The organism is Pseudogemmobacter bohemicus (genome assembly GCF_003290025.1).
Taxonomy (GTDB): domain Bacteria; phylum Pseudomonadota; class Alphaproteobacteria; order Rhodobacterales; family Rhodobacteraceae; genus Pseudogemmobacter; species Pseudogemmobacter bohemicus.
This window is the reverse complement of the sequence record NZ_QNHG01000001.1, coordinates 32,253-54,654: the sequence shown is the minus strand read 5'-3', so window position 1 is coordinate 54,654 and position 22,402 is coordinate 32,253. Positions and strand designations below refer to the sequence as shown.

The 22,402-nt window shown below is 62.9% G+C and carries 15 protein-coding genes and 2 pseudogenes; 5 read left to right on the top strand and 12 right to left on the bottom strand.

Annotated features, from left to right (window positions below; translation table 11 throughout):
- Positions 1-8: 8 nt before the first annotated feature.
- Together DRF71_RS00225 and DRF71_RS00220 are read right to left on the bottom strand one after the other, a co-directional pair.
- On the bottom strand, positions 9-713 hold the full coding sequence (locus DRF71_RS00225; protein WP_112309879.1) for an SDR family NAD(P)-dependent oxidoreductase: 705 nt from the start codon (positions 711-713) through the stop codon (positions 9-11).
- Positions 714-723: 10 nt separating this feature from the next.
- Positions 724-1,860, bottom strand: a complete 1,137-nt coding sequence (locus DRF71_RS00220; protein WP_198672029.1) for an iron-containing alcohol dehydrogenase — start codon at positions 1,858-1,860, stop codon at positions 724-726.
- Between the two features lie 78 nt (positions 1,861-1,938).
- Between DRF71_RS00220 and DRF71_RS00215 the strand changes: the two genes are divergently transcribed.
- On the top strand, positions 1,939-2,721 hold the full coding sequence (locus tag DRF71_RS00215; protein WP_112308649.1) for a shikimate dehydrogenase family protein: 783 nt from the start codon (positions 1,939-1,941) through the stop codon (positions 2,719-2,721).
- Positions 2,722-2,888: 167 nt separating this feature from the next.
- Here DRF71_RS00215 and DRF71_RS00210 read toward each other — a convergent pair.
- The 6 genes and pseudogenes from DRF71_RS00210 to DRF71_RS00185 all read right to left on the bottom strand — a co-directional run.
- Positions 2,889-3,966, bottom strand: a pseudogene (locus tag DRF71_RS00210) (transposase); the annotation flags it as partial.
- Positions 3,950-4,885: an ABC transporter permease gene (locus DRF71_RS00205; RefSeq protein ID WP_408634521.1), complete on the bottom strand. Its 936-nt coding sequence runs from the start codon at positions 4,883-4,885 to the stop codon at positions 3,950-3,952. The pseudogene DRF71_RS00210 and the gene DRF71_RS00205, both read right to left, overlap by 17 nt.
- Positions 4,886-4,976: 91 nt before the next feature.
- Complete coding sequence (locus tag DRF71_RS00200) at positions 4,977-6,464, bottom strand: sugar ABC transporter ATP-binding protein (protein ID WP_112308647.1); 1,488 nt, start codon at positions 6,462-6,464, stop codon at positions 4,977-4,979.
- 58 nt (positions 6,465-6,522) lie between these two features.
- Complete coding sequence (locus DRF71_RS00195) at positions 6,523-7,761, bottom strand: sugar ABC transporter substrate-binding protein (RefSeq protein ID WP_112308646.1); 1,239 nt, start codon at positions 7,759-7,761, stop codon at positions 6,523-6,525.
- A 76-nt stretch (positions 7,762-7,837) separates the two neighbouring features.
- On the bottom strand, positions 7,838-8,824 hold the full coding sequence (locus tag DRF71_RS00190; RefSeq protein ID WP_112308645.1) for a transketolase family protein: 987 nt from the start codon (positions 8,822-8,824) through the stop codon (positions 7,838-7,840).
- Position 8,825: 1 nt separating this feature from the next.
- Positions 8,826-9,689 carry a transketolase gene (locus tag DRF71_RS00185; protein ID WP_112308644.1) on the bottom strand — a complete coding sequence of 288 codons (864 nt, stop codon included), beginning with the start codon at positions 9,687-9,689 and terminating at the stop codon, positions 8,826-8,828.
- A gap of 109 nt (positions 9,690-9,798) precedes the next feature.
- Here DRF71_RS00185 and DRF71_RS00180 point away from each other — a divergent pair, with 109 nt between their 5' ends.
- Complete coding sequence (locus DRF71_RS00180; RefSeq protein ID WP_112309877.1) at positions 9,799-11,295, top strand: aldehyde dehydrogenase; 1,497 nt, start codon at positions 9,799-9,801, stop codon at positions 11,293-11,295.
- On the opposite strand, the gene DRF71_RS00175 is transcribed toward DRF71_RS00180, so the two are convergent.
- Both DRF71_RS00175 and DRF71_RS00170 read right to left on the bottom strand, forming a co-directional pair.
- The gene (locus tag DRF71_RS00175) at positions 11,292-11,984 is read right to left on the bottom strand and encodes a GntR family transcriptional regulator (protein WP_112308643.1); all 693 of its coding nucleotides are present in this window, start codon (positions 11,982-11,984) and stop codon (positions 11,292-11,294) included. The genes DRF71_RS00180 and DRF71_RS00175 overlap by 4 nt on opposite strands.
- 65 nt (positions 11,985-12,049) lie before the next feature.
- Positions 12,050-13,651 carry a GMC family oxidoreductase gene (locus DRF71_RS00170; protein WP_112309876.1) on the bottom strand — a complete coding sequence of 534 codons (1,602 nt, stop codon included), beginning with the start codon at positions 13,649-13,651 and terminating at the stop codon, positions 12,050-12,052.
- Between the two features lie 1,247 nt (positions 13,652-14,898).
- On the opposite strand from DRF71_RS00170, the gene DRF71_RS00155 reads away from it, so the two are divergent.
- The 3 genes from DRF71_RS00155 (at position 14,899) to DRF71_RS00145 (ending at position 17,743) form a co-directional block, all read left to right on the top strand.
- On the top strand, positions 14,899-15,714 hold the full coding sequence (locus DRF71_RS00155) for a hypothetical protein (protein WP_112308640.1): 816 nt from the start codon (positions 14,899-14,901) through the stop codon (positions 15,712-15,714).
- Positions 15,715-15,743: 29 nt separating this feature from the next.
- Positions 15,744-16,856, top strand: coding sequence for a Fic family protein (locus tag DRF71_RS00150; protein WP_198672028.1), 1,113 nt, complete (start codon positions 15,744-15,746; stop codon positions 16,854-16,856).
- 389 nt (positions 16,857-17,245) lie between these two features.
- A complete protein-coding gene (locus tag DRF71_RS00145; protein ID WP_112308639.1) occupies positions 17,246-17,743 on the top strand; it encodes a plasmid pRiA4b ORF-3 family protein in 498 nt (165 codons plus the stop codon).
- Here the strand turns inward: DRF71_RS00145 and DRF71_RS00140 are convergent.
- A pseudogene (locus tag DRF71_RS00140) lies at positions 17,718-17,828 on the bottom strand (single-stranded DNA-binding protein); the annotation flags it as partial. The gene DRF71_RS00145 and the pseudogene DRF71_RS00140 overlap by 26 nt on opposite strands.
- A gap of 59 nt (positions 17,829-17,887) precedes the next feature.
- A complete protein-coding gene (locus tag DRF71_RS00135; protein WP_112308638.1) occupies positions 17,888-21,892 on the bottom strand; it encodes a hypothetical protein in 4,005 nt (1,334 codons plus the stop codon).
- Positions 21,893-22,402 lie beyond the last annotated feature (510 nt).

Sequence of the window (22,402 nt, the reverse complement as noted above, 5' to 3'; positions counted from 1 at the left end):
TTCCTCCCTCAGCAAACCGAATAGCCGCCATCGACCGGGATCATCGCACCGGTCACATATCCCGCATCGGCCGACAGCAGGAAGCGCACCACCGTCGCGACCTCACCCGGGCGGGCCCAGCGGCCCATCGGGATCCGCTGGCCGATCCGGTCCGCCCGCGCAGGATCGGTGCGGGCTTTTTCGGAAATCCGCGTCTCGACCCAGCCCGGCGCGACCGAATTCACCCGTACCCCGCGCGCCGCCCAGGCCACCGCCTGCGAGCGGGTGACCGCCGCCACCGCACCCTTGCTTGCGGTATAAGCCGGTGCGCCGGGAGAGCCGAAGATCGCCCACATCGAGGCGACATTGACCACCGCGCCACCCGCAGCAGCCAGCCGGTCGACCAGGGCGGCGGCAAGGGCAAATCCCGCCGTCACATTGACCCGCATGACCTCTTCGAACGGGCCGGTTTCCCATTCTTTCGCATGGCGCAGCATGCCTGCGCAGTTCACCAGCGCAGCCACCGGCCCGGCGGGCAGAACCGCCAGCGTGGCGGCTGTATCGGTCACATCGGCGCGGGCGAAGGAGACCTCCCCGGGCAGATCCGCGTCGCAATCAAGCCCAACCGCCTGACAGCGATAGCCCGATTCCGCCAGCAACTCGGCCACGGCACGCCCGATTCCGGTGCCGCCGCCGGTGATCACGGCCAGGGGCCGTTCAGTCTCGTTTGTCATTTTCTTCTCCTCATCCGCCGCATGGCCGCCCGGAGCCCCGCTCTCCGGCGGCCTCGACACATTCGATGGCTTCGATCAACTGCGGCAGGTCCAGCACGCGGGGAAAGTTCAGTATATGGCGAACCGGCAGCGAGGCCCCGGCCAGCGCGCGGATCTGCGCCGGGCCGACCGGCTGCCCCGTCAGCGCGGCAAGGCTGCGCGGCAGACCCGCTGCGGTGAACAGAGCCGAGAGATCGGCAGGCAGGGCCTCGCCCAAAAGCCGGTGATGCACCAGGAGGCCCCAGGCCACCTGAAACCCATGTGGCGCAGCGGCGCCACCGGGCAGAAGCGGCACACCACGGGTCAGCGCATGCGGGACCGAAAGCCCGCCACTTTCAAAGCCAAGCCCCGCCATCAGGATCATCGCCTCCACCGCCGCCTCGAAAGCGGGGGTCGGCTGGCCTGTCCCGGCGGCGTCCAGCGCGGCGGCGCCATGATCCATCAACACCGCATGACATTGCGCCGCGATGGTCAGCGCCAGCCGGGGCGGACGCGAGAGGAACATGGTGGTGCCACGGCCCTGGGCACAGGCCTCGGCCTCGGCCTTTTTCGAGAGCGCATCGCCCAGGCCTGCCGCGAACATGGCACGCGGGGCGCCGGCCAGAACAGCCGTATCGACCACCACGAAATCGGGGCTCCGGCGCAGATGACAGACCTCTGCCAGCTGGCCCGCCTCATCATAAAGCACATAGTTTTTCGAGGTCGGCGCGTCATTCGAGGCCACCGTCGGCACCGTGATCAGGGCGAGATCCCTGCGCCCGGCCAGCGCCTTGCCGGCATCAATGGCGCGCCCGCCCCCCGCCGCGATCACCACCTCCGGCGCGCGCGCGCCAAGCGCTGCCTCCAGTTCGGCAGCAGTCTCGCGCAAAAGCTTGCCCGCGAAAGGCAGCACCTCCAGCACCACGCCGCTGGCGGCACAGCTGGCGGCGATCCGGGGCGCGATCAGCGGCAGGATCACCGCATCGGCCACCAGCACAGCCGAATGGCCCAGCTGGGCCGCGAAGGCGCCGGTCCGGTCCAGGAGCCCCTGCCCCTGCACATAACGACCGGGCGCCCCGAACACGGTCATACCGGCATCAAACACTTCCAGCGGGTTTTGTATCATCATTCGCCCCTCCACAAAATATATCATATATGTTATTTACGCGCCTGCAAGATCGTTCTTTCTGGGCAACGGAGGAGACCCATGATCACAGGAACCACCCGATTCACCCCGATTCTGGCGCATCCCTGCCGCCATGTGCGGACCCCGGGCGTCTTCAACGCCGAATGTGCCGCGCGCGGAATCGACATGGCGATGGTGCCGATGGATGTCGCACCTGAGAGGCTCGAAGCGACGGTCGCCGCGCTGAGAGGCGTCGAAAACCTGGCCGGCATGGTGGTGACTATCCCCCATAAGGCCGCAGTTGCCGCCCTTTGCGACCGTCTGACCGGCGCGGCGGAGATGCTTGGCGTTTGCAATATCATCCGGCGCGAGGCAGATGGCAGCCTGACCGGCGCGATGTTTGATGGTGAGGGTTTTGTCGCCGGGCTGCGCGGGCAAGGATATGAGCCGGGCGGAAAGTCGGTGCTGCTGGCCGGAGCAGGCGGCGCTGCTGCCGGGCTGGCCCATGCGCTGGCGGGCGCGGGCGTGGCGCGGCTGACGCTTGCAAACCGCTCTGCCGCAAAAGCCGAGGCACTGGCCACCGCGCTCAGCGCGGCCTTTTCGGGCGTCACGGTGGATGTCGGGCCGATGGATCCGGCGGGATATGATATGGCTGTCAACGGAACCTCGCTGGGAATGCATGCGGGCGACCCGCTGCCCTTCGATCCGGCGCGGCTTTCGCCCGGAACCCTTGTGGCCGAGGTGGTGATGCAGCCGGATGTGACCCCCCTTCTGGCGGCCGCTGCCGCGCGGGGCTGCCCGACCCATAAGGGGCTGCATATGATCACCGCCCAGGTGCGTCTGCTGGTCGACTTCCTGCTCTGACAGGCCGGGGCCCGCGCCAGGGTAAGCGCGGGCCCCGGATGTTGACGCTGTCCGCTATGGGCCTAGGCTGTATGGAAACTCACCGCGGATGATATCTGACGCGTTGCTCCGGCCAAGATGAGGCGACCAGCAACAAATCTCGACAGGACGTGGTTTGGCGGCCCTTTTCAGGCCTTCACCGCCGCCATCAGCCCTTGGATCCCGATCAGCGCCATCATCCGTTTGATGTTACAGGCAAGGACGTTCAGCGCGATCTCGGTCCTCACGTTCCTCAGCCTGCGGGTCAGGAAGTGGGTCGTGCCCATCCAGCCTTGATGGTGCCGAAGGGATGCGCGACCGTGCCGCGGCGGATCGTCATCGGCTCAGTTGGTCCGATCAACCTGGCCCGTGCCGCCTCGATCAGATGCTCGTGCGCCCACCGGGTGATCCGGCGCTCCTTGCCGGTTGTGCAGCGGGCCTTCATGGGGCATCCGCCGCACTCCCCGGTCCAGTAGCGGCGCAGTTCCAGCCCGTCTTCCTCGGTCGTGTAGCGGTAGAGGTCAGCGCTTCGCCAGCGGGGCAGCGGTAGACATCCGCATCGGCCTCGTAGGCGAAGTCGGGCTTCACATACATACCCTTGATCCTGTTGCCGGACGTCTCCGGCTTGGGGATCGTTGTGGTGATGCCAGCCTCATGGCAGGTCAGGATCTGCCGTCCGCTGAAGTAGCCCTTGTCGGCCAGCACATGCATCGTGTCACGATGAAGCGCCTCCTGCGCGGCCAGCGCCATCGGCACCAGAAGATCGCGGTCATGGCCCTGATTGGTGACGTCATGCACGACGATCAGGTGCGTTTCCGCATCGACGGCGGTCTGGACGTTGTAGCCGACCATACCGCTGTTGCGGGCGCTCGTGGCCATGGCGCGGGCGTCAGGATCTGTCAGGGAGATCTGACCGTCCGGTGCATCGGCCAGCGCGCGATCCATAGCTTGCAGATGCTGGATGTGCTGGCGGACGCGGCCGTAGCGCTTGGCCAAATGCGCGACCTTCTCGGCCCGAACCTCGCCTTCTTCTTGTTGATCGACGCGGACCATCTCGGCGATGTAGCGTTCGACGTCCGCCTCCAGATGGGCGATGCGGCTGGCGACCTTGCCCTTGGTGAAGTTGCGATCCCGTGCATTCACTGCCCGGAACTTGCTGCCATGCAGAAGTCTACCACAACATCTAGTTTCCACACACCCTCGGCCGGTGTCAGACCCGTTGCCGCGTCCGCGCCCCAACGCCCTGCAACAGCACCGCCAGAATGATGATCAGCCCCTTGATGATCTGCTGCGGATAGGCCGGTACGCTCATCAGGTTCATAATGTTTCCGATCAGCCCGAGGATCAGCACCCCGATCATCGTCTGCACCACCGTCCCCTTCCCGCCCGACAGCAGCGCCCCCCCGATGACGCAGGCGGCGATGGCATCCAGCTCAAGCCCGATGCCGGTGACCGGCGTGCCAACCGAAGTGCGCGCGGTCACCATCACCCCGGCCAGCGCAGACAATCCGCCGCAGATCGTATAGGCGAGGAATTTGTAACGCCCGACCGGCAGACCGGCGAGCCGCACCGCAGTCTCATTGCTGCCCGTCGCCACGGTCAGCCGGCCCCAGCTGGTGCGGCGCAGCAGGATGACAAAGAGCAGCACCGCCAGAAGTGCTGCCACCACAGGCCAGGGTATACCGAGGCCTGGCACCCCTTTTGCCCCAAAAGCGGTCAGGATCTGTGCCGTCGGCAGCTCGCGCGGGAAACGCACCGGCTGGCCGTTCGACAGCATATAGGCAATGCCCCGCGCCATGGTCATCATCGCAAGCGTCGCAACGAAGGACGCCATGCCAAACCCTGCAACAAGGATGCCATTCACCGCGCCCAGAACCGCCCCTGCCCCCAGGGCGGCCAGGACACTAAGGATCAGTGCAAAGCCGCCTTCGACCGGCAGGGCCGGCATCATCATTGCCACGACCATGCCGCCGATTGCCGCGACCGAGCCGACCGAGAGATCGATCCCGCCGGTCAGCACCACCAGCAGCATTCCGACAGAGACCAGCGCCAGCGGTGCCAGCTGGCGCAGAAGGTTGAAAATGTTCTGCACCGTCAGGAAATGCTCTGACAGAATGGCCGAGGCGATGATCAGCGCCACGAGCATGATATAGATGTTCCAGTCGATCAGCCGCGCGAGCAAGCCCCGCCCCGCGCGGGGCCCCTTCGCGGCAGGCGCTGTTCCGATGGTCTGAGTTTCAGTGGACATTGTCCCGCCCCATTGCCAGTTCGATGATGCCTTCCTCGGTCAGCGCCGGGCCTGAAAGCGCGCCGGCGATCTGACCGGCGCGCATGACAAGCACGCGGTCGCACATGCCGATCAGCTCCAGCATTTCCGAAGACACCATCACCACAGCCGCCCCACTGTCGGCCAGTTCATTGATGACGCGGTAGATTTCCACCTTCGCGCCCACATCGACACCGCGTGTCGGCTCGTCGAGCAGCAGGATCTCACAGCCCGAGACCAGCGATTTCATCAGGGCGACCTTCTGCTGGTTTCCGCCTGAAAGCGTGCCTGCCTCAGCCTCAAGGCTGGCGGCCTTCAGACGCAGCCCCTCGCGCAGCTGCTGCGCCGCCGCGCGCTCGCGTCCGCCGCGCAGAAAGCCCAGCGGCCCCAGATGCGGATTAACCGGGGTCAGCATCGCATTGGTAAGGATCGGCAGATCCAGCAAGACGCCCTGTTGCTTGCGGTCTTCCGGGACAAGGCCGATCCCGGCGCGCACCGCGTCTCCGGGGTTCCGGATTGTCTGCGCGCGGCCATGCAGCCGGATTGTTCCCTTTGCGGGATCGGCGCCGAAGATCGCCCGCAGCACCTCGGTCCGGCCGGCACCGACAAGGCCGCCGATGCCCAGCACTTCGCCCCGGCGCACCGAAAAACTGATCTCGCGCAGCCGGGGCGTGCAAAGCCCCTGCACCTCAAGCGCAACGGGGCCGGGCTCAACTGCGCGCGGCGGGAAGAAATCCGACAGCTCGCGCCCGATCATCAGCCGGGTCAGGCTGTCGTGATCCAGCGTCGCGGTCTCCCAGGTGCCGACCGTCGCTCCGTCTTTCAGCACCGTCACCCGATCGCAAAGCGCAAATATCTCGTCGAGCCGGTGCGAGATATAGATCACGCAGACGCCCCGATCGCGCAGACGCCGCACCAGCGCGAACAGCTTTTCCGTCTCATGCGCCGTCAGCACCGCGGTCGGCTCATCCAGCACCAGGATAGAGCAATCGCGCGACAGCGCCTTGCAGATCTCAACCACCTGCTGCATCGCCACCGGCAGATCGCCCGCGAGAGCACAGGGATCCACCTCGGGAAAACCCATATCGGCCAGCAGATCCGCTGCGCGGCGCTCCATCTCTGCCCGGGCAAGCCAGAAGCGGTGGCCCAGATGTTCCAGAAGGATATTCTCGGCCACGCTCAGATGCCGGGCCAGCGAGAATTCCTGATAGATGACCGAGACCCCCCGGCGCAGGGCATCGAGCGGCGTGTGGATATCGGCGGGGGCGCCGTCGATATGGATCTCGCCGCCCTGATGGTCATAGGCGCCGGCGAGGATTTTCATCAATGTCGATTTGCCGGCCCCGTTCTCGCCCATCAGCGCGTGAACCTCACCGGAGCGGGCGCTGAAAGCAGCGTCGCGCAAAGCGGCGATCCCGCCGAATTCCTTTGCGATGCCATGCATTTGCAGGCGTTCCATGATCCCCTCCCAAGGCCATAGGTGAGCCCCGGGCCGCCAGGGCGACCCGGGCTGGATATCAGCCGCGCAGTTCGGGAATGGTCCGGAAAGCGGGCACCGTGTAGCGGAAGAACAGGTTGCTGGTATCGGGATCAATGAACTCGTCCGCATTGTCCTTCGTCACGATCTGGGACGGGTAGTAGGATCCAAGCGGCAGGTTGTTCGCGTCGAACCCCTGGTCGAAGATCTGATAGATCAGCTGTACGACCCCCTCGCCGGTATGCGACCCCGAGCCGAGCCCGGTCACCAGCATGTCGCCCGATTTCACCAGATCCAGCGCGACACGGAAGCCATCAGCGGCATTGGCAACCGTGATCCTGTCCTTGTAGCCCTGGTTCTCGATTGCGCGCAGCGCACCCATGCCCATAAAGTCATTTTCGGCCAGGATGATGTTCATCTTCTGGCCATTCGCGGTCAGGATGTCTTCGGCCGCATCCAGCCCGCCCTCTTCTGTCCAGTAGCCGACACCCATCGACAGAACATCGAACTTCGCTTCGGGATAGCTGAAAGAGCCGCCGGTTTTCAGCTCCTGGAATTTGTTGAACCCGGCCAGCATCGCGTCTTCTTTCGACATGCCAAGGCCAAGCTGCTCCGAGCGTTCATAGATGATCCCCGTGATCACCCCGTTGACCCGGCTTTCCGAGGTAGAGTTGCCGACCGTTCCCAGAATGGCAGCGGCGGTGATCTGCGTGTCGGGGCCGAAATGCTGCGCGACATAGCGGCCGGCCTCAAACCCGTTGCCATAGGGGTTGAAGAGCACGGTCGTCACCACCGGGCTGTCATCGGGCACGGTGCCAAGCGCGATCACCGGGATGCCCGCATCCACCGCGCGCTGCGCATCGGTGGCGGCAGCGGCAAGATCGGTCGGGTCCATCACGATGACATCGACGCCTTTCGCGATGAAGGCGTCGATCTGCGCGCTGGTCTTTGCCGGGTCGCCATCCGCGACCTGCACATCCAGCTCATAGCCATATTCATCGGCCTTTGCTTTGGCGGACTCGATCACGCTGACAAACCACGGATTGCCGAGGGTGATCTCGGTCCAGCCGATCACCAGCTTGTCCGCCGGGTCGCGCGGCGCAGTCGGCAGCGCTTTGGCGATATCGCTGCGATCCGCAAGATCGGGGTCGATCACCCCGGAAAGCGCGGAATTGGGCAGCAGCGTGTAGATCTCGTGCTTTTCTTCGGCGACGGCCGGCAGCGCCAGCAAAAGTGCAGCCGAGGACAGCAGCGCAAGCGCCGTTCTGGAATGAAACATCTCTCTCTCCCTTGTATCGGCCCGGGATCTGTCCCCGGGCCTGTTTTTCACCCGCGCCCTCCCGGCGCGGGGCCGATCAGACGAGATTCTCGCGAAGCACCGCCTCGATCCCGGCCTCGTCCAGCCGGTAATGCGCATAAAGATGGCTGGGCGGCGCGATCAGCGCGTATTCGTCGCGGATCCCGTGCCGCACCAGGCGTGCGGGGCTGCCTGCTTCGGCCAGCACTTCGGCCACCGCAGCGCCAAGCCCGCCGAGGATGTTATGCTCTTCGATGGTCAGGATGATTTTCGAGCGCGCGGCAGCCTCCAGGATCGCATCCCGGTCGATGGGTTTCACCGTCGCCATGTCCAGAACGCCGATGCTGCGCCCCTCGGCGGCCAGCTTTTTCGCGACCTGCACCGAAGGATGAACCGGCAGGCCGCAGGCGATGATGGTGATCTCTTCGCCCCGCGCATGTTCGATGGCCTTGCCAAAGACAAAGGGGGCAGCCGGGTCGTAGAGGCCGGGCTCGCGCCCGCGGCCGGTGCGGAAATAGATCGGCCGGTCATGGTCGGCACTGGCGCGGATCGCGGCCTCAAGCTGCGGGCCGTCGGCGGGCGAAACCACCGTCAGATCGGCGATCGAGCGCATGGTGCCGATATCCTCGGTCGCGTGATGCGAGGTGCCGTAAAAGCCCATCGAAATGCCGGTATGATGCCCGATCAGCCGCACCGGCAAGGCGCAATAGGCGACGTCCATGCGGATCTGCTCGCAGGTCAGAAGACCGAGGAACGAGGCGAAAGTGGCGACATAGGGCATCATCCCCGTGGTGGCGAGCCCGGCCGCCGCCGAGACCATGTTCTGCTCGGAAATGCCGAAACCGATATAGCGGTCGGGATATCTTTCGGCGAAGCGGTTCAGCCCGTTGGAATATTGCAGATCGGCGGAACCGGCCACCACCGGATGCCCGGCCTCGACCAGCGAGATCAACCCGTTCGAGAGGTGATCAAGGCCCGGATTCTTCATGTTGAGTTCGCGGTAATGCCACGAGTTCGGCGATTGCGGGCGGCTGTGAATGGTCATGTCAGATCACCCTCGACAGGATTTCTTGCCGCGCCGCCTCGGCGTCGGACGGGTCGAGATAGCCAAGATGCCAGCCCGGTTCGGTTTCCATATAGCTGACACCCTTGCCCTTCAGCGTGCGGGCGATGATGCAGCAGGGTTTCGCGCGGGACTGGTCGGCTTTGACGCGGCGCAGGGTGGCGGTCAGAGCGGCGATGTCGTGACCGTCGACGACATGCACCTCCCAGCCGAAAGCGCGCCATTTCTCGTCCAGCGGCTCGATCCCCATCACGTCATCGACAGCGCCATCAAGCTGGAACCCGTTGCGGTCCACGATGGCGACCAGCCGGTTCAGCCCGTGATGGGCGGCGCCGATGGCGGCCTCCCAGACCTGCCCCTCCTGCATCTCGCCATCACCCAGCATCACGAATGTGGTGAAGTCGCGCCCCTGCTGACGCCCGCCGAGCGCCATGCCAAGACCGTTGGACAGCGCGTGGCCGATCGAGCCCGACGAAAAGTCGACCCCGGGCACTTTGCGCATATCGGGGTGGTCGCCCAGCGGATTGCCAAGCCTTGTGTAGCCATTCAGCACCTCGACCGGCAGATAGCCCTTTTCCGCAAGGATGGGGAACAGACCCACCGCCGCATGCCCCTTGCCCATCAGAAAGCGGTCGCGGTCGGGATGTTTCGGATCGTCCTCAAGCCGCATCACGTCGTAATACAGCGCGGCGAAGATCTCGGCGGCCGAGAAAACGCTGGTGTAATGGCCCACTTTGGCGATCTCGATCAGCCTTATGGTCTCCAGCCGGATGAACTGCGCGCGGTCGCGCAGATGGGCCACCTCGGCCTCGGTTGGTCGAAAGTCGTTTCTGATCGGTGCGGTCACACCTCTGTCCTCCCTCAGGCGTCGCGTCACTGGCGACAACGAATCCTTGCCTGTTTGTGATTTAGCATCATATATGATATATGTCACCGGGAAAATTCGGGAGGAAAAGATGACCCTTACATTGACAAGGCCTGAGATCGACGCGATCCGCGCCAGGCTGAAACCGCGCGGCCAGGCCTTTATCGACGGGAGGTTTGTGGATGCGGCTTCGGGGCAGACCTTTGACACCATCGCGCCGCGCGACGGCTCAGTGATCACGCAGATTGCCGCCTGCGATGCAGAGGATGTCGATCAGGCCGTGCGCGCGGCGCGGCGTGCCTTTGAAAACGGCGTCTGGCGCAATCAGAGCCCGAAAGATCGCAAGAAAGTGCTGCAGCGCTTTGCGGCTCTGTTCGAGGCCAATATGGATGAGCTGGCGATCCTTGAAACGCTGGATATGGGCAAGCCGATCAGCGAAAGCCGCAGCATTGATGTGAATGTCGTGCTTGATACGCTGGCCTGGTATGCCGAATGCCCGGACAAGCTTTATGATGAGATCGCCCCCACCGGCCCCGGCCAGCTTGGCATGATCACCCGAGAGCCGGTCGGCGTGGTCGCGGCGGTGGTGCCGTGGAATTTCCCCATGCTGATGGCGGCCTGGAAACTGGCGCCGGCGCTCGCGACCGGCAATTCCGTGATCCTGAAACCGGCCGAGCAATCGCCGCTGACCGCGATCCGTATGGCCGAGCTTGCCGCCGAGGCAGGGATTCCGGCGGGCGTCTTCAATGTATTGCCGGGCTTTGGCCCCACCGCCGGCCGCGCGCTTGGTCTGCATATGGATGTTGATTGCCTCGCATTCACCGGTTCGGGCGAGGTTGGCAAATTGTTCCTGCACTATGCCGGCCAGTCCAATATGAAGCGGGTCTGGCTGGAATGTGGCGGCAAATCCCCGAACATCATCATGGATGACGTGCCCGAGCTGCGTCTTGCCGCCGAGCGCGCCGCCACCGCGATCTGCTTCAACCAGGGCGAGGTCTGCGTCGCGCCCTCACGTCTGATCCTGGCCGAAAAGATCCAGGACCAGTTTCTCGACATCGTGGTGGAAACCGCGCGCGGCATTCGCCCCGGCGACCCGCTGGACCCCGATACCAGGCTGGGGGCGCTGGTCGAATCCGGCCATCGCGACCGGGTGGAGGGCTATATTGCCAAAGGCCGCGAAGAAGGCGCGCGGCTGGTGCTGGGCGGCGACCGGCCGGAGACCGGCCTCGATGGTTTCTACCTCAATCCGACGATATTCGCGGATGTGAAAAACACGATGGCCATCGCGCAGGAGGAAATCTTCGGGCCGGTCCTCTCGACCATCACCGTTCGCGACGAGGAGGAGGCGGTGCGCGTGGCCAATGACAGCTCTTACGGGCTGGCGGCTGCGGTCTGGACCCGGGATCTCAGCCGCGCCCATCGCATGGCGCGCAGGCTTCGGGCCGGAACGGTCTGGGTCAATTGCTATGACCACGGCGATGTGACGGTGCCCTTCGGCGGCTTCAAACAATCCGGCAATGGCCGCGACAAGTCACTGCATGCGCTGGACAAATACACCGAGCTGAAGACGACCTGGATCGAGCTTTAACCGTCTTGCGGGGCGGGAATTCCCGCCCCTTTCGCCTCCAGCCAGTCCACCATGACAGAGCCGACGCCAATATCGGACTGGATGGCGGCGCGTGCCGCTGCGGCATCCCCTGCCGCAAGGGCGCGCAGCAGCGGGTAATGCCCGTGATCGCCGCTGGCCAGCACGCGGGTCGGCGTGTTCAGGTGATAGAGATGGATCAGCGGCCCCATCTGCGCCCACATCGATTCAATGGTTGCATAAAGCAAAGGCATGCCCGCCGCCTCGGCCAGACGGAAATGGAATTCGCGGTTCAGACGGCTCGCGTTCAGCGGATCACTCGCAGCGGCACGGGTAAAGGCTTCCTGAAGATCGGTCAGCTCTTTCAGCCCGTCGCGGCTGATCTTATGCGCCGCCTGCGCCGCCGCCTCGCCTTCAAGATGGCTGCGAATGATCTGGATCTCGCGCAGTTCCGCCACCGTCAGCCTGCGGACATGGATCGAGGTGGCCGCGCGCATCTCCAGCGCGCGTTCCGAGACGAGGCGGAAAATCGCCTCACGGACGGGGGTGATCGAAACGCCAAGCTGCTCGGCCATGGCGGCGATCGTCAGCCGCTCGCCGGGTTCGTAATGGCCATCCATCAGCGAGGCCCGGATCGTCGAATAGACCTGTTCGGACAGGTTGCCCTTGGCGATCTTTGGCAGCTGCGTCATCGACGACCTCACAATTTGACCCATATTTCGCATTCCCACCCCCGTTGAACAAGCCCCGCCCACGCTCAGGCGTTCAGGGGCGCCAGGGGCTCAATCCCGAGAATGATGTCCGAGGCCTTTTCCCCAATCATAATAGCGGGCGCATTGGTATTTCCCGAGATCAGCGTCGGCATGACCGAATTGTCGACGACCCGCAGATTGCGCACCCCGCGCACTCGCAGCTGCGGATCCACCACGGCCATCTCATCCAGGCCCATCCGGCAGGTGCCGACCGGATGATAGACCGTCTTGCCCCGGGCGCGGATATAGCTCTGCAGCGCCGCTTCCTCCTGCACCGCAGCGCCGGGAAAGGCCTCGGTCGGCTCGACAAAAGGTGCGAAAGCCGGCTGCGTGAGAATGCGGCGCGCCAGTTGCAGCCCCCTGACCGACAGCCGCATATCCTCCGCCGCCGAGAGATAGCGCGGATCAATCAGCGGGTTCGCGGCCGGATCGGCATTTCGCAGGCGGATCTCGCCCCGGCTCGCCGGGCGCAGCACACAGGGGTTCACCGTGGCGCCGGCGCGTTTGATCGGTGCCGCCTCGCCCTCGATGAAAACGATCGGGACAAAGTGCATCTGTATATTCGGCTCTGCCTCGGAGTCGTCGACATTCATAAAGGCGCAGGCCTCGGTCACATTCGACATCACCGGGCCGGATTTGAAGAGGAGATATTGCAGCCCGTTTTTGATCGCCCGGAAGAAACTGTCCTCTCCGTAATACCCCTGTCGGCCGGTGCAAAAGCGGATGGCGGGGAATTCCAGATGGTCCTGGAGATTCTGCCCCACCCCCTCCAGCCGCTGTTTGACCGCGATGCCGTGACGGGCAAGCTCTACCTCGGGCCCGATGCCCGACAACATCAGAAGTTTCGGCGTCTGCACCGCGCCGGCCGAAAGGATCACCTCCTCAGCCGCCTGCACCTGTTCCAGCCGGCCATTGCGGGCGTATTCAACACCTGTCGCACGGTCGCCGTCGAAGAGGACCCTTGTGACAAGGCAGCCGGTCCGGATCTCGAGATTGCCGGTCTTCAGGGCGGGCCGCAGATAGCCGACAGCGGCACTGCAACGGCGGCCATTGCGGGTGGTCGTCTGGTTGAATCCGACGCCGCGCTGCCGGGCCCCGTTGAAATCCGGAGTGAAGGGAATACCCGCTTCCTGAGCCGCACGCACGAAAGCGCGGGTCAGGTCGCTGGTCTGCCGCAGATCCGAGACCCCAAGCGGGCCGCCATTGCCATGATACGCATCCGCAAGCCGGTCGTTATCCTCGGCCCGGCGGAAATAGGGCAGCACATCGCGGTAAGCCCAGCCCTCGGCCCCGGCCTCGGCCCAGCCGTCATAATCGCCCCGCTGACCGCGAATATAGATCGCCGCATTGACCGAACCGCCGCCGCCAAGCACATGGCCCTGCGGCATCACCGGAGCGCGCCCGTTCAGATGTGGCTGCGCCTCGGTGGCGTAGTGATACAGCAACTTGCTGTCGAGCAGCTTCACAAAGCCCGCAGGAATATGGATCAGAGGATGGCGGTCCCTCGGCCCGGATTCCAGCACCAGAACCTTCGCCCCCGATTGTGCCAGCCGCCCGGCCAGCGCACTTCCGCCCGAGCCGCCGCCCACGATGATGTAATCCGCCATGTTTTCCTCCCTCGCATAATAATATATCATATATTATTATGCGAGGGAGGGTCAATCGGCGAGCTCGCGATTGTTTGGTGATTGCGGCTATGGTGCAGACGCTTACGGCGGACGGTATTCTTATAGCGAATCCATTGGGTTAATGGCCTGTCTCGCCCCGGCCCGAGCCCTCGCACGACCGCAAAACGAACAGGAGGCGCTGAAGCGGCGTGGCTCTCTTTTGCTCTGGCTGGATCAGGGGCATGCTGTGGCGCGCGCCGACTGCTTGTCGCAATGGCCCGGCTCCGCTGTTCAGTACGGAGAAAGCCCGGAAAACAATCCGGAGGCTGCTTGCCTGACGACGGCCATCCGGCTCTGCCTGAAGATGGAAGCCCTGTTCGGGCTGCCGCCTCGTCAAATCGGGCCAGGTTCCGCCACTGGTTCGGGGAAACCCGGCGAGATGGTTGTGATCATCCCATCGCTGGTCGGTCCTGATTGGCCAGGGACGGGCTTTTCCATCCCGAACCACCGCCGGATCCAGGCAGGACCGTGGCCCCGGCGGGACCGCGCAAACCTCCCGGAGGCATCGCGCAGCCGATATCGGGCCGCCCGCGCACCAGGACCGCGGCCCCTTCTGGCTGTCAGCACCGGGACAGGGTTCCGGGTGATGGTGAAAGGCTGGCGCGCAAGCGAGACACATAACGGCAAGGCCAATATCATAGGGGTCATCTGACAATGAACACCATCATCGGCGACATCCGGGCGGCGGAGCTCTTCCCGGAGCAACCAACGCGATATCGGGCCGGGAAGCCACCCCCGAACAAACCGGCGGGAGCCTCTTCCCACCTGATAAGCAAATCGGCACCGTGACCGGCGACGGTCTGAGGGGCGCGGCCCTGGATGACCGGATCGCCGCGCACCGCCCGGCGCGCCCCCGATCATCAGATGCAAAAGGGTCCCACCGGCGCATCACCGAAGCCGAACCGGGTGTAAATATCGCGACCGTCTGCCGGTCCATGAACGTCCCGACCGGGCTCGGTTGATCGAACGCCACAGCCTTGCTGACGCTCGGGCCTGCCACGAAGCTGGCGGTTCCTGGCATTTTGATCACTTTGTGAATGTCGGGACCGATGAAATGATCGGGTTCCCCAAGGCTATACCGTAGATCGCAAAAGCGCAGAGATGGCCCGCAAGGCGGAAGACATCGCGCGGCAGAAGGGTGTCAGCTTTGCCGAGGCTGTCGATATGGTGCTTGGGGGGCAGGCCTGATGAGCGCCTTTTTCTCGTTTCGATACCCGGACAGGATTCAAATCCTGACGGATGGCGGGTTCTTCGATGAGACAGGCAATCTGTGGCTTATCGCCCGCAAGGCGTTCGCCGCTTCCGGAATGGCGCTGGCGGTGACCGGGCGGGGAGATTCCGCCTCGTTCGTTCTGGGAACCTGCGTTGATCTGATAAATCACTGCGATGCGTTAACCGCATATGGTGGATCAGTGGACAGCGCGCTTGTTGCAATCAGGAGGCATTTCGAGCGCCTGGGTGCCGACGGATTTGTGCCCGCCGAGTTCCTGATTGCGGCCTTCTCGGAAACGGAAGGGCCACAGCACTATCTGGTGCAGTTGCATGGTCGTTATGCTCTTCCATCCTTTGAGCTGGTGAACGCGGGCGATCAGATTGCAGCGGGCAGTTCAATCAGCTGGGAAGACCTATCACATCTGGAACTTGACGCAAAGGCAGTGGCCTGCCCAGACTTCCCCGAACAATATGGCGCAGAAATCATTGGCGCGATGCGGGGGAAGCGGGCGGAAGTTCCCGGTGTAAAATTACCCATCTACGGGATCGGCGGGCATGCCTGCCTGACCACCGTATCAGAAAGCGGCGTTCTGATCAGGGATCTGTGCCAGTTTTGGAAAAGTGCTGTTGCGCGCAGAATTGTAGCCGAAGTAGTGCAAAACCTGAAGAAGGGCCTTGATGCAGTGCCGTTGGAGTTTCTGGCCGATGCGGCATGGGTCCTTGCGGTGATAAAGCCTTTCAATCGCCGCATATTTTGCGGAGATTGGTATTGCAGCTGCGCTGATTGTTGATCATAATCGCCGCATGAGGAGCGGTGATTATGACCTATATCCATCAGCAGGCCGAATGGCCCAACTTCACATGGGCTGGTGATGGCATCAGCACAACCTTGGCTGCGGTTCGTCACCGCCAAGGTCGTTTGGTCGGCCGGATGGAAGCGCTCGGTTTCGACCTGCAGGCCGAAGCCGTCCTTCAGACGCTGACTGAGGACGTCCTGAAGTCCAGCGAGATCGAGGGCGAGAACCTGGACAAGCAGCAGGTGCGTTCCTCCATTGCCCGGCGCCTCGGCATCGAGATCGGTGCGCTTGCGCCGGTCGACCGTGATGTCGAGGGTGTGGTCGAGATGATGCTGGATGCCACGCAGAACTATATCGCTCCCCTCACTGTGGAACGGCTTTTCGCCTGGCATGCCGCACTATTCCCGACTGGGCGCAGTGGTATGACCCGGATCGCTGTCGGCGCATGGCGCCCGCCGGAGGCCGGACCGATGCAGGTCGTTTCTGGCCCTTATGGACGTGAACGGGTGCATTTCGAAGCGCCGGAGGCAGAACGCTTGCCTGGCGAGATGCAGGCCTTCCTGGACTGGTTCGAGAGACGCGATGGCACGGACCCGGTCATCCGCGCTGCCATCGCCCATCTCTGGTTCGTGACGATCCATCCTTTCGAGGACGGAAACGGCCGTATCGCCCGCGCCATTGCCGATATGGCGTTAGCCCGATCCGAGGGGAGTTCACAGCGCTTCTACAGCATGTCGGCTCAGATCCGGCGCGAGCGGGGAGAGTACTACTCGACGCTGGAGAAAACGCAGAAGGGCGGGCTGGACATCACCAGCTGGCTCTATTGGTTCCTCGGATGCCTGGATCGGGCCTTCGACGGCACCGAAGAGGTTCTGCGCCACGTCCTGCACAAGGCACGCTTCTGGGAGACGGTGGCGGGCGAGACTTTCAACGAGCGTCAGCGCGCCGTGATCAATCGTCTGCTGGATGGTTTCGAGGGGAAGCTGACATCCTCGAAATGGGCGAAGCTGACCAAGGTTTCCTCCGACACGGCGCTCCGCGACATTACGGACCTGGTTGATAGGGGGGTGCTGGAGAAGGAGGATGCCGGTGGCCGCAGCACCAACTACAGATTGGTTGAGCCGACGCAAGGCTGATGGTCGAAGGTAACTCTGGCGCGATTAGACCCGCATCAGGCTGAAAGTTGGTGGGTCATAGAAGAGTAATTTTCAATGTCAGCAGAACAGGTTACACTAGGCAACAAGCTTGGGGATCTGGCGTTCGACCAATCGCAAGTATCGTTGGTTGCTTGCCCCCGCAACCAACGATACTTGCGAAACCCCCAAGGCGACAGCCGCGGAGGTTTTTTGCTGTTCAGGCCCATTCCGCCGTGATCGTCTGTTGCGCGTCCCCGCAACCAAAAAATCGCGTGTTATCAAACGCTTAATCGCAGTCCTTCGGGGCGGCGTTTGCGTTTCCAACTCCCGTGGAAGCACTGTGGAAGCAAGAGGGCGGAAACCGTGGCGTGAAATCGGCGAGGCCACAAATGCGTGAGGCTGCTCAGGCCGCGTTCAGCTGGACCGACAGCCATCTGCATGAGTTTCGGATCGGCGGCTTGCGCTATGGCGATCCCGATCAGTTGGAGCACGGTTTCGGCGGGACGGGGGTCTTCGACTACACCGAGGTCAGGCTGGCGGATTTCACGGGACAAGATCTGGCCTTCTGCTATCTCTACGACTTCGGCGACGACTGGACCCATGTGATCCGGATCGAGGAATGGCTGTCCCTCGATCCCCCGCCCCGCCATGCTGAGTGCCTGGAGGGAGCCCACGCTCGACCGCCGGAGGATGTCGGTGGCCCCTGGTCCTATGCCGACTTTCTCGAAACCATCCGCGACCCCGACCATGACGACCACAAGGCGCATCTTCGCTGGGCAGGCGGGCATTTCGACCCCGAGTGGTTCGACATCGACCTGATCAACAAAGATCTGCGCAACACTTTCCGCACCAACGTCAGCAACGGGGGCGGGAGGTGGCCAGGGTGAAGCGGGTGATGCCGGTGCCGCCCTGAGTGGTGATGGCTTCGGGGGCTTGGCCGATGTTGCCCGCGAGGATGATGATGTTCTGCATTGTCAGTCTCACGATTACAGATTACGGCTTACGCTTCTTCGCTTGCGGCCCTGTGGCTTCTAATCAGATTCAATTATGGCTTCGAGCCTGTCTCGTACTTTGGGTATGAGCCTTGTACCCACGGCGGGCGAGAGCGCCAGTAGCAGGCGCGCTGCCGACGCCATACTCCGCTCTGGCACTACAAGTATTTCCTCTACGGGTGGAGCTGTGGTCACCGGACTCGACAATAGGAACCGCGCTTTGCGGACCAAGTGATCGGCACCCGCGAAAATCCATGCCAACAGCGGCTCGACTACACCATCACGTAGCCGCGAATTGCTTGCATGGATAAGGAGCCACATTGCCGTCCAGCAGAATTCGACGGGGCGACCCGACAGGTCTTCGCGGATTGTCCAGATGGAACTGGCTGCGCCTTCGCGATCAGATGTTAGCGCGCTGATGTCCCCCACCATGCGCCGGAGCAGCGGATGCAGCGCGGATACCTCTGGAGCGGCAAGGCCCTGCTCCACGATGGAGTCGATTGCTCCAAACTCTCGCGCCATAGCCGCTCCGGTAGCGAAGCTGAGCAAATAGTCTTCGGCGAAACGGAGATGATCCTCCAGTGCATTCTCATCGATTGACACTAAGGGGATCGTCCCGCGCCTCGGGTTGACCACATCCGCAGCGTACTCGTACGCCTCGCCGGAGGATACCATCCCAGCCATCGAGGCGTGTCGCCGTACTCGCGCGACGAAGTCAGTCGGATCGTGCGTGCTGATTGCCTTGCGGTCGTCAGTGATCGTTGCAGAAATTTCCGAGGACAGCACCGAGCCTACCACGAGATGGTCCCGGAACGCCCGATAGAAGCCAGTCGGTTCGTCTAGCGCCTCGTCCGCTGCGGCGAGTAAATAGAACGAGATATCCAGCGCCACCACTGGATGCGACCTGATTGCATCCAGTGGCTCGGGGTTGCTAGCGGCACCCGGCAAGTAAATGGTTTCCTCATCGTCCAATACACCTGTGATCTGTTGGTAGAGCCAGAGCAGGCCATGCCTAACGACGCGATGGCAGTGCGCCTCGGCAATCACCCCCTCGGCGTCAATTTTGGGTAGCGTCGTCAAAGCGTCGCGCATCTTAAGAATTGAGATGTCCGGCCGTCCGGCCTTGAAGGCCGCCTGGGCCGTGTCAGCGAGCAGGCCGATGGCCATAGCCCTCACCGACGGCAGCTCCGACGCGCTTGCAGCTGCGACATGCGCCCGCTCGAACCATTGCCGTGCTGCTTCCCAGTCATTGAGCGTCGCCGCGCTGATGCCGGCCTCCCGCGCAATGAAGGCGTGCTCAATCGCATCCTGACCACCAACCTCTGCCGCTGCTGTAAGAAGTGGCAGCGCAGCTGCGTGATCGCGCCGACGCCAATGGATTTTTGCTCTCGCACGACCCAATACGACTTGGCACCCGATACGTGCCTCTACCTGCGACAGGTAAGCGAGCGCGCGGTCTGGATCGTTCCCGTTCTCGTCGATGCACATAGCTTGGGCGATCGCGCAGCGCGAGGCGAGCATCTTGTTTCCCCACTGCATGGCTATTTCGAACGCGGTACCATAGTCCCGCTGAGCGGCCTCCCAGTCGAAGTTCTCGCTACCGGATTCCCTCATCCACCCGTGATTGACGAAGACCGAGATATCGCCACGCCCTGGTTGGAACGAGGAGAGTAGACGCTCGCGAGTCGCGGGGTCCTCACAGTGTAGGCGCTCAATGATCGCGCGGAAGCTCGCAATTGTCTTAATGCTCCGCAGCTGGCCAGCGAAGAGGACTCCGGTCACGTGCGGAGTTCCTCCGGCCTTTGAGGTGAATCGCGAATTCGCCTCCGCTATCCGCGGCTCCGCCAGACAGAGCTGGTCGAAACGCAACAGGATTTCCAACCAATCGGGAAACAGCTCACTCGCACGTGGGTGCAGCAGCAACTTGGAGAGCGCGAACCCCTCGAATAGCGCCACGCCCTGAATATCGAGCCGCTCCGCTTCCAACGCTCGCAAAACAGCATGGGCCTGATCGGCCGATCCATAGGGGAGCAGGACAAGAAGTTGGGCGAGGCGCATCATCGCGGAAGCGGACGAGTTGCTCGGGAAGATCGGCACATCGACCGGAAGGTACATGAGCTCGGTCAGGAACGGAGCGATAGCATCAATCATCTCCACATTGCATGTGATCACGCTATGGGCGAATCCGACAACGAGATCTGTATCCTCGCTGCGTAGGGCGTGGTGCATCGCCACCCACGCATCGACCGCGTCCATCCCCTCGTCAGCCATCATAGTCGCTTCGGCGACGCAGCGGTGGATAGCCCGACACTCTTCCCTCGAGAGTACTTCGTCTGCCGCATTCTCGAGCATCGGTGAGACCCGAAACCTACTGCGGCGGAACGGCTCAATCCATGGACCGATCAGTTGGTCGAGGACGAGGCCGCCGCGCGGAACTGCTGGATCCAGACTGGCGATTGCAATCGCAAGGCGACGATCGAATCCACCGCGGATCAAGCTTGCGCGGAAAAGTAGTGTTTGGGCATCGACTGGCAGTGCACTGATCAGCCGCTCGCGTACTGCGCGCCGTTCTGCGCCCAGCTCGGAATGTAGCTGTCCGCCGAACACCGCCGCGAGTGCCTGCCGAGACCACTGCGTGCGCCTTAGGTGTAGGAGTGCCGCCATGGTCATTTGTGGATGCCCATTGGCCGTGGCATGGTAGACCGCCCTTACATACTTGGGATCGCCACCGGTCTGGACGACAAGTTCGGCAACTTCCTCTTCATCCAGATAGGGAACCTCAACGGTTGCGGCGGCTTCCGGCACAAGCTGCTGCAACGTGGTGTTGGCGGGACTGCGATAGGTGGTAACTATCGCGGTTGCATCGCGCCGCCTTAGGGCCGATAGCAGGCTTGCGAGAGCGTCTCGCACCATCGGATCGTCCAGCCCATTCAAATCGTCCAGGATAATGTCTCGTGTGGTCGAGGCTGCAATCTCGCCGCGAAGATGGTTTAGCCGAGAGGTAGTCTCGGTGGGGGATAGATACCGAAAGTCTACGACAAACCAAGGCCTACCGGTCCGTGCTGCGACCATGCGCGCCGCCAGAGACTTTCCAAGTCCCGTCGCCCCGCTTGCGATCGCCAATCCGCAGGCGCAGCGCGCTGCATCCACTGCTGCTACCAGCGCATCGCGTGATGCCCTCACCGCCGGCATTGGCAGGTCGTTGACCGGTGTCAGCAACTGCGTGCGCGTGATAGCTCTGGCCGGCATCCCGGCTTGGAATACATATGCCAGTTGCTCGATGGGGACCGCGACAAGCGCCGCCTCGTCGATGAGCAGTAGAAGGTCCGCCCGCCGAAGTGCACGGGCTCCTTCGGATACCGCCGTCATCAGTATCCGCTCCAGCACTATCGGCATCACGCTGCGCGCGGTCTGGCTCGATAGTTGGCGCGCTGATGCGACATATTCGACTACCCCAGCCTCAAGGTCCGCCCTTAAGTCGGCCAGACCGGGAGCCCCGCAATGCCAATGAATGCGTTGCAAGAACTCGGTCCGAAATGCATCGTCCGACAGCGACGCGAGATAGCTAGAAGTTGCCTCCTTTAAGTCGAGATTCTCGATCAGCCCTCTCAACTGGCCTAAATCCGCGCCCGTCGCTGCCCGTCGCCAATAGTCGAGAGCGGGCGCGCCATTGACACGGTGGCCCCCCTCACGCTCCAGCCCGATCGCAGAAGTGGTCAGATAGTGGAGAGAGACCACACGTCCCGGATTGCGCATGACGAGATCAACGTAGGAGTCGATCGTGCTCCGGGCCCAGTCGGACTGCAGCGTGATTCTTCCACTTCCCTTGGTATCCCTGACCTGCGTGCCGGTCAGCGCCTCGCGTGTCGCGATGGCATAATCCTCCGCGACTTCCAGATAAAGTATCTCGCCATCAGATAACGCCAGCCACGCGAGCGCGGAGACATATAGCTGGTAGGCATAGCCACGTAACGCCGGAACCGCCTGGCGAGCAGGGTCACCGCTAGGAGCTTCGAGACGTGGGCCTGAACCGAACAACTGCATGGAATCCTTTTAGATGGTCTACCGTCAGAACGCTCCATCAATGTTTTCATTTGGCTACCAATTCGACTTTTCCGACGTGGCAGACCGATTTTATAGTAGCTAGCCGCACGGATCGTTGACATGGCATTGCAGGGCCCGCGCGCACGCTTTTCCGTTCTGTCGGAGCTGATCGATAGAGCGCCCCGCACCTATGGGCGAATTTGAAAGAGAACTAGGGCAAAATGTTTGCAGATAGAGCCGTGGCAACTCCTTGCGGGGCGCGGCGGGAGCGGTAATTCTATCGTTGATCCAGAGTTGTTGACCCCCGTCGGTCCTGCCCTCGACGCAAGGCGTGCAAAGGACCGCGTATGTTGACGTTGCACCTACGATTGTGATGATGCCGCGTTGAAACAGAAAACTACCTCCCTAAATTCGCAAACAAAGCGTTATGCTCCTCCTCGAAGAGCCGCGGGAGTGCAGGCCGGTTCTTGCCATGAACCTCCGAGCAATATGAAGCGAACCCCCAGCGGG

Bases quoted from the DNA above. Each gene is read 5' to 3' on its own strand.
- DRF71_RS00200 (WP_112308647.1), bottom strand. From the start codon at position 6,464: ATGGAACGCCTGCAAATGCATGGCATCGCAAAGGAATTCGGCGGGATC.
- DRF71_RS00180 (WP_112309877.1), top strand. From the start codon at position 9,799: ATGACCCTTACATTGACAAGGCCTGAGATCGACGCGATCCGCGCCAGG.
- DRF71_RS00215 (WP_112308649.1), top strand. From the start codon at position 1,939: ATGATCACAGGAACCACCCGATTCACCCCGATTCTGGCGCATCCCTGC.
- DRF71_RS00170 (WP_112309876.1), bottom strand. From the start codon at position 13,651: ATGGCGGATTACATCATCGTGGGCGGCGGCTCGGGCGGAAGTGCGCTG.
- DRF71_RS00150 (WP_198672028.1), top strand. From the start codon at position 15,744: ATGACCTATATCCATCAGCAGGCCGAATGGCCCAACTTCACATGGGCT.
- DRF71_RS00175 (WP_112308643.1), bottom strand. From the start codon at position 11,984: ATGACGCAGCTGCCAAAGATCGCCAAGGGCAACCTGTCCGAACAGGTC.
- DRF71_RS00155 (WP_112308640.1), top strand. From the start codon at position 14,899: ATGAGCGCCTTTTTCTCGTTTCGATACCCGGACAGGATTCAAATCCTG.
- DRF71_RS00220 (WP_198672029.1), bottom strand. From the start codon at position 1,860: ATGATGATACAAAACCCGCTGGAAGTGTTTGATGCCGGTATGACCGTG.
- DRF71_RS00205 (WP_408634521.1), bottom strand. From the start codon at position 4,885: ATGCTCGTGGCGCTGATCATCGCCTCGGCCATTCTGTCAGAGCATTTC.
- DRF71_RS00135 (WP_112308638.1), bottom strand. From the start codon at position 21,892: ATGCAGTTGTTCGGTTCAGGCCCACGTCTCGAAGCTCCTAGCGGTGAC.
- DRF71_RS00190 (WP_112308645.1), bottom strand. From the start codon at position 8,824: ATGACCATTCACAGCCGCCCGCAATCGCCGAACTCGTGGCATTACCGC.
- DRF71_RS00195 (WP_112308646.1), bottom strand. From the start codon at position 7,761: ATGTTTCATTCCAGAACGGCGCTTGCGCTGCTGTCCTCGGCTGCACTT.
- DRF71_RS00145 (WP_112308639.1), top strand. From the start codon at position 17,246: ATGCGTGAGGCTGCTCAGGCCGCGTTCAGCTGGACCGACAGCCATCTG.
- DRF71_RS00225 (WP_112309879.1), bottom strand. From the start codon at position 713: ATGACAAACGAGACTGAACGGCCCCTGGCCGTGATCACCGGCGGCGGC.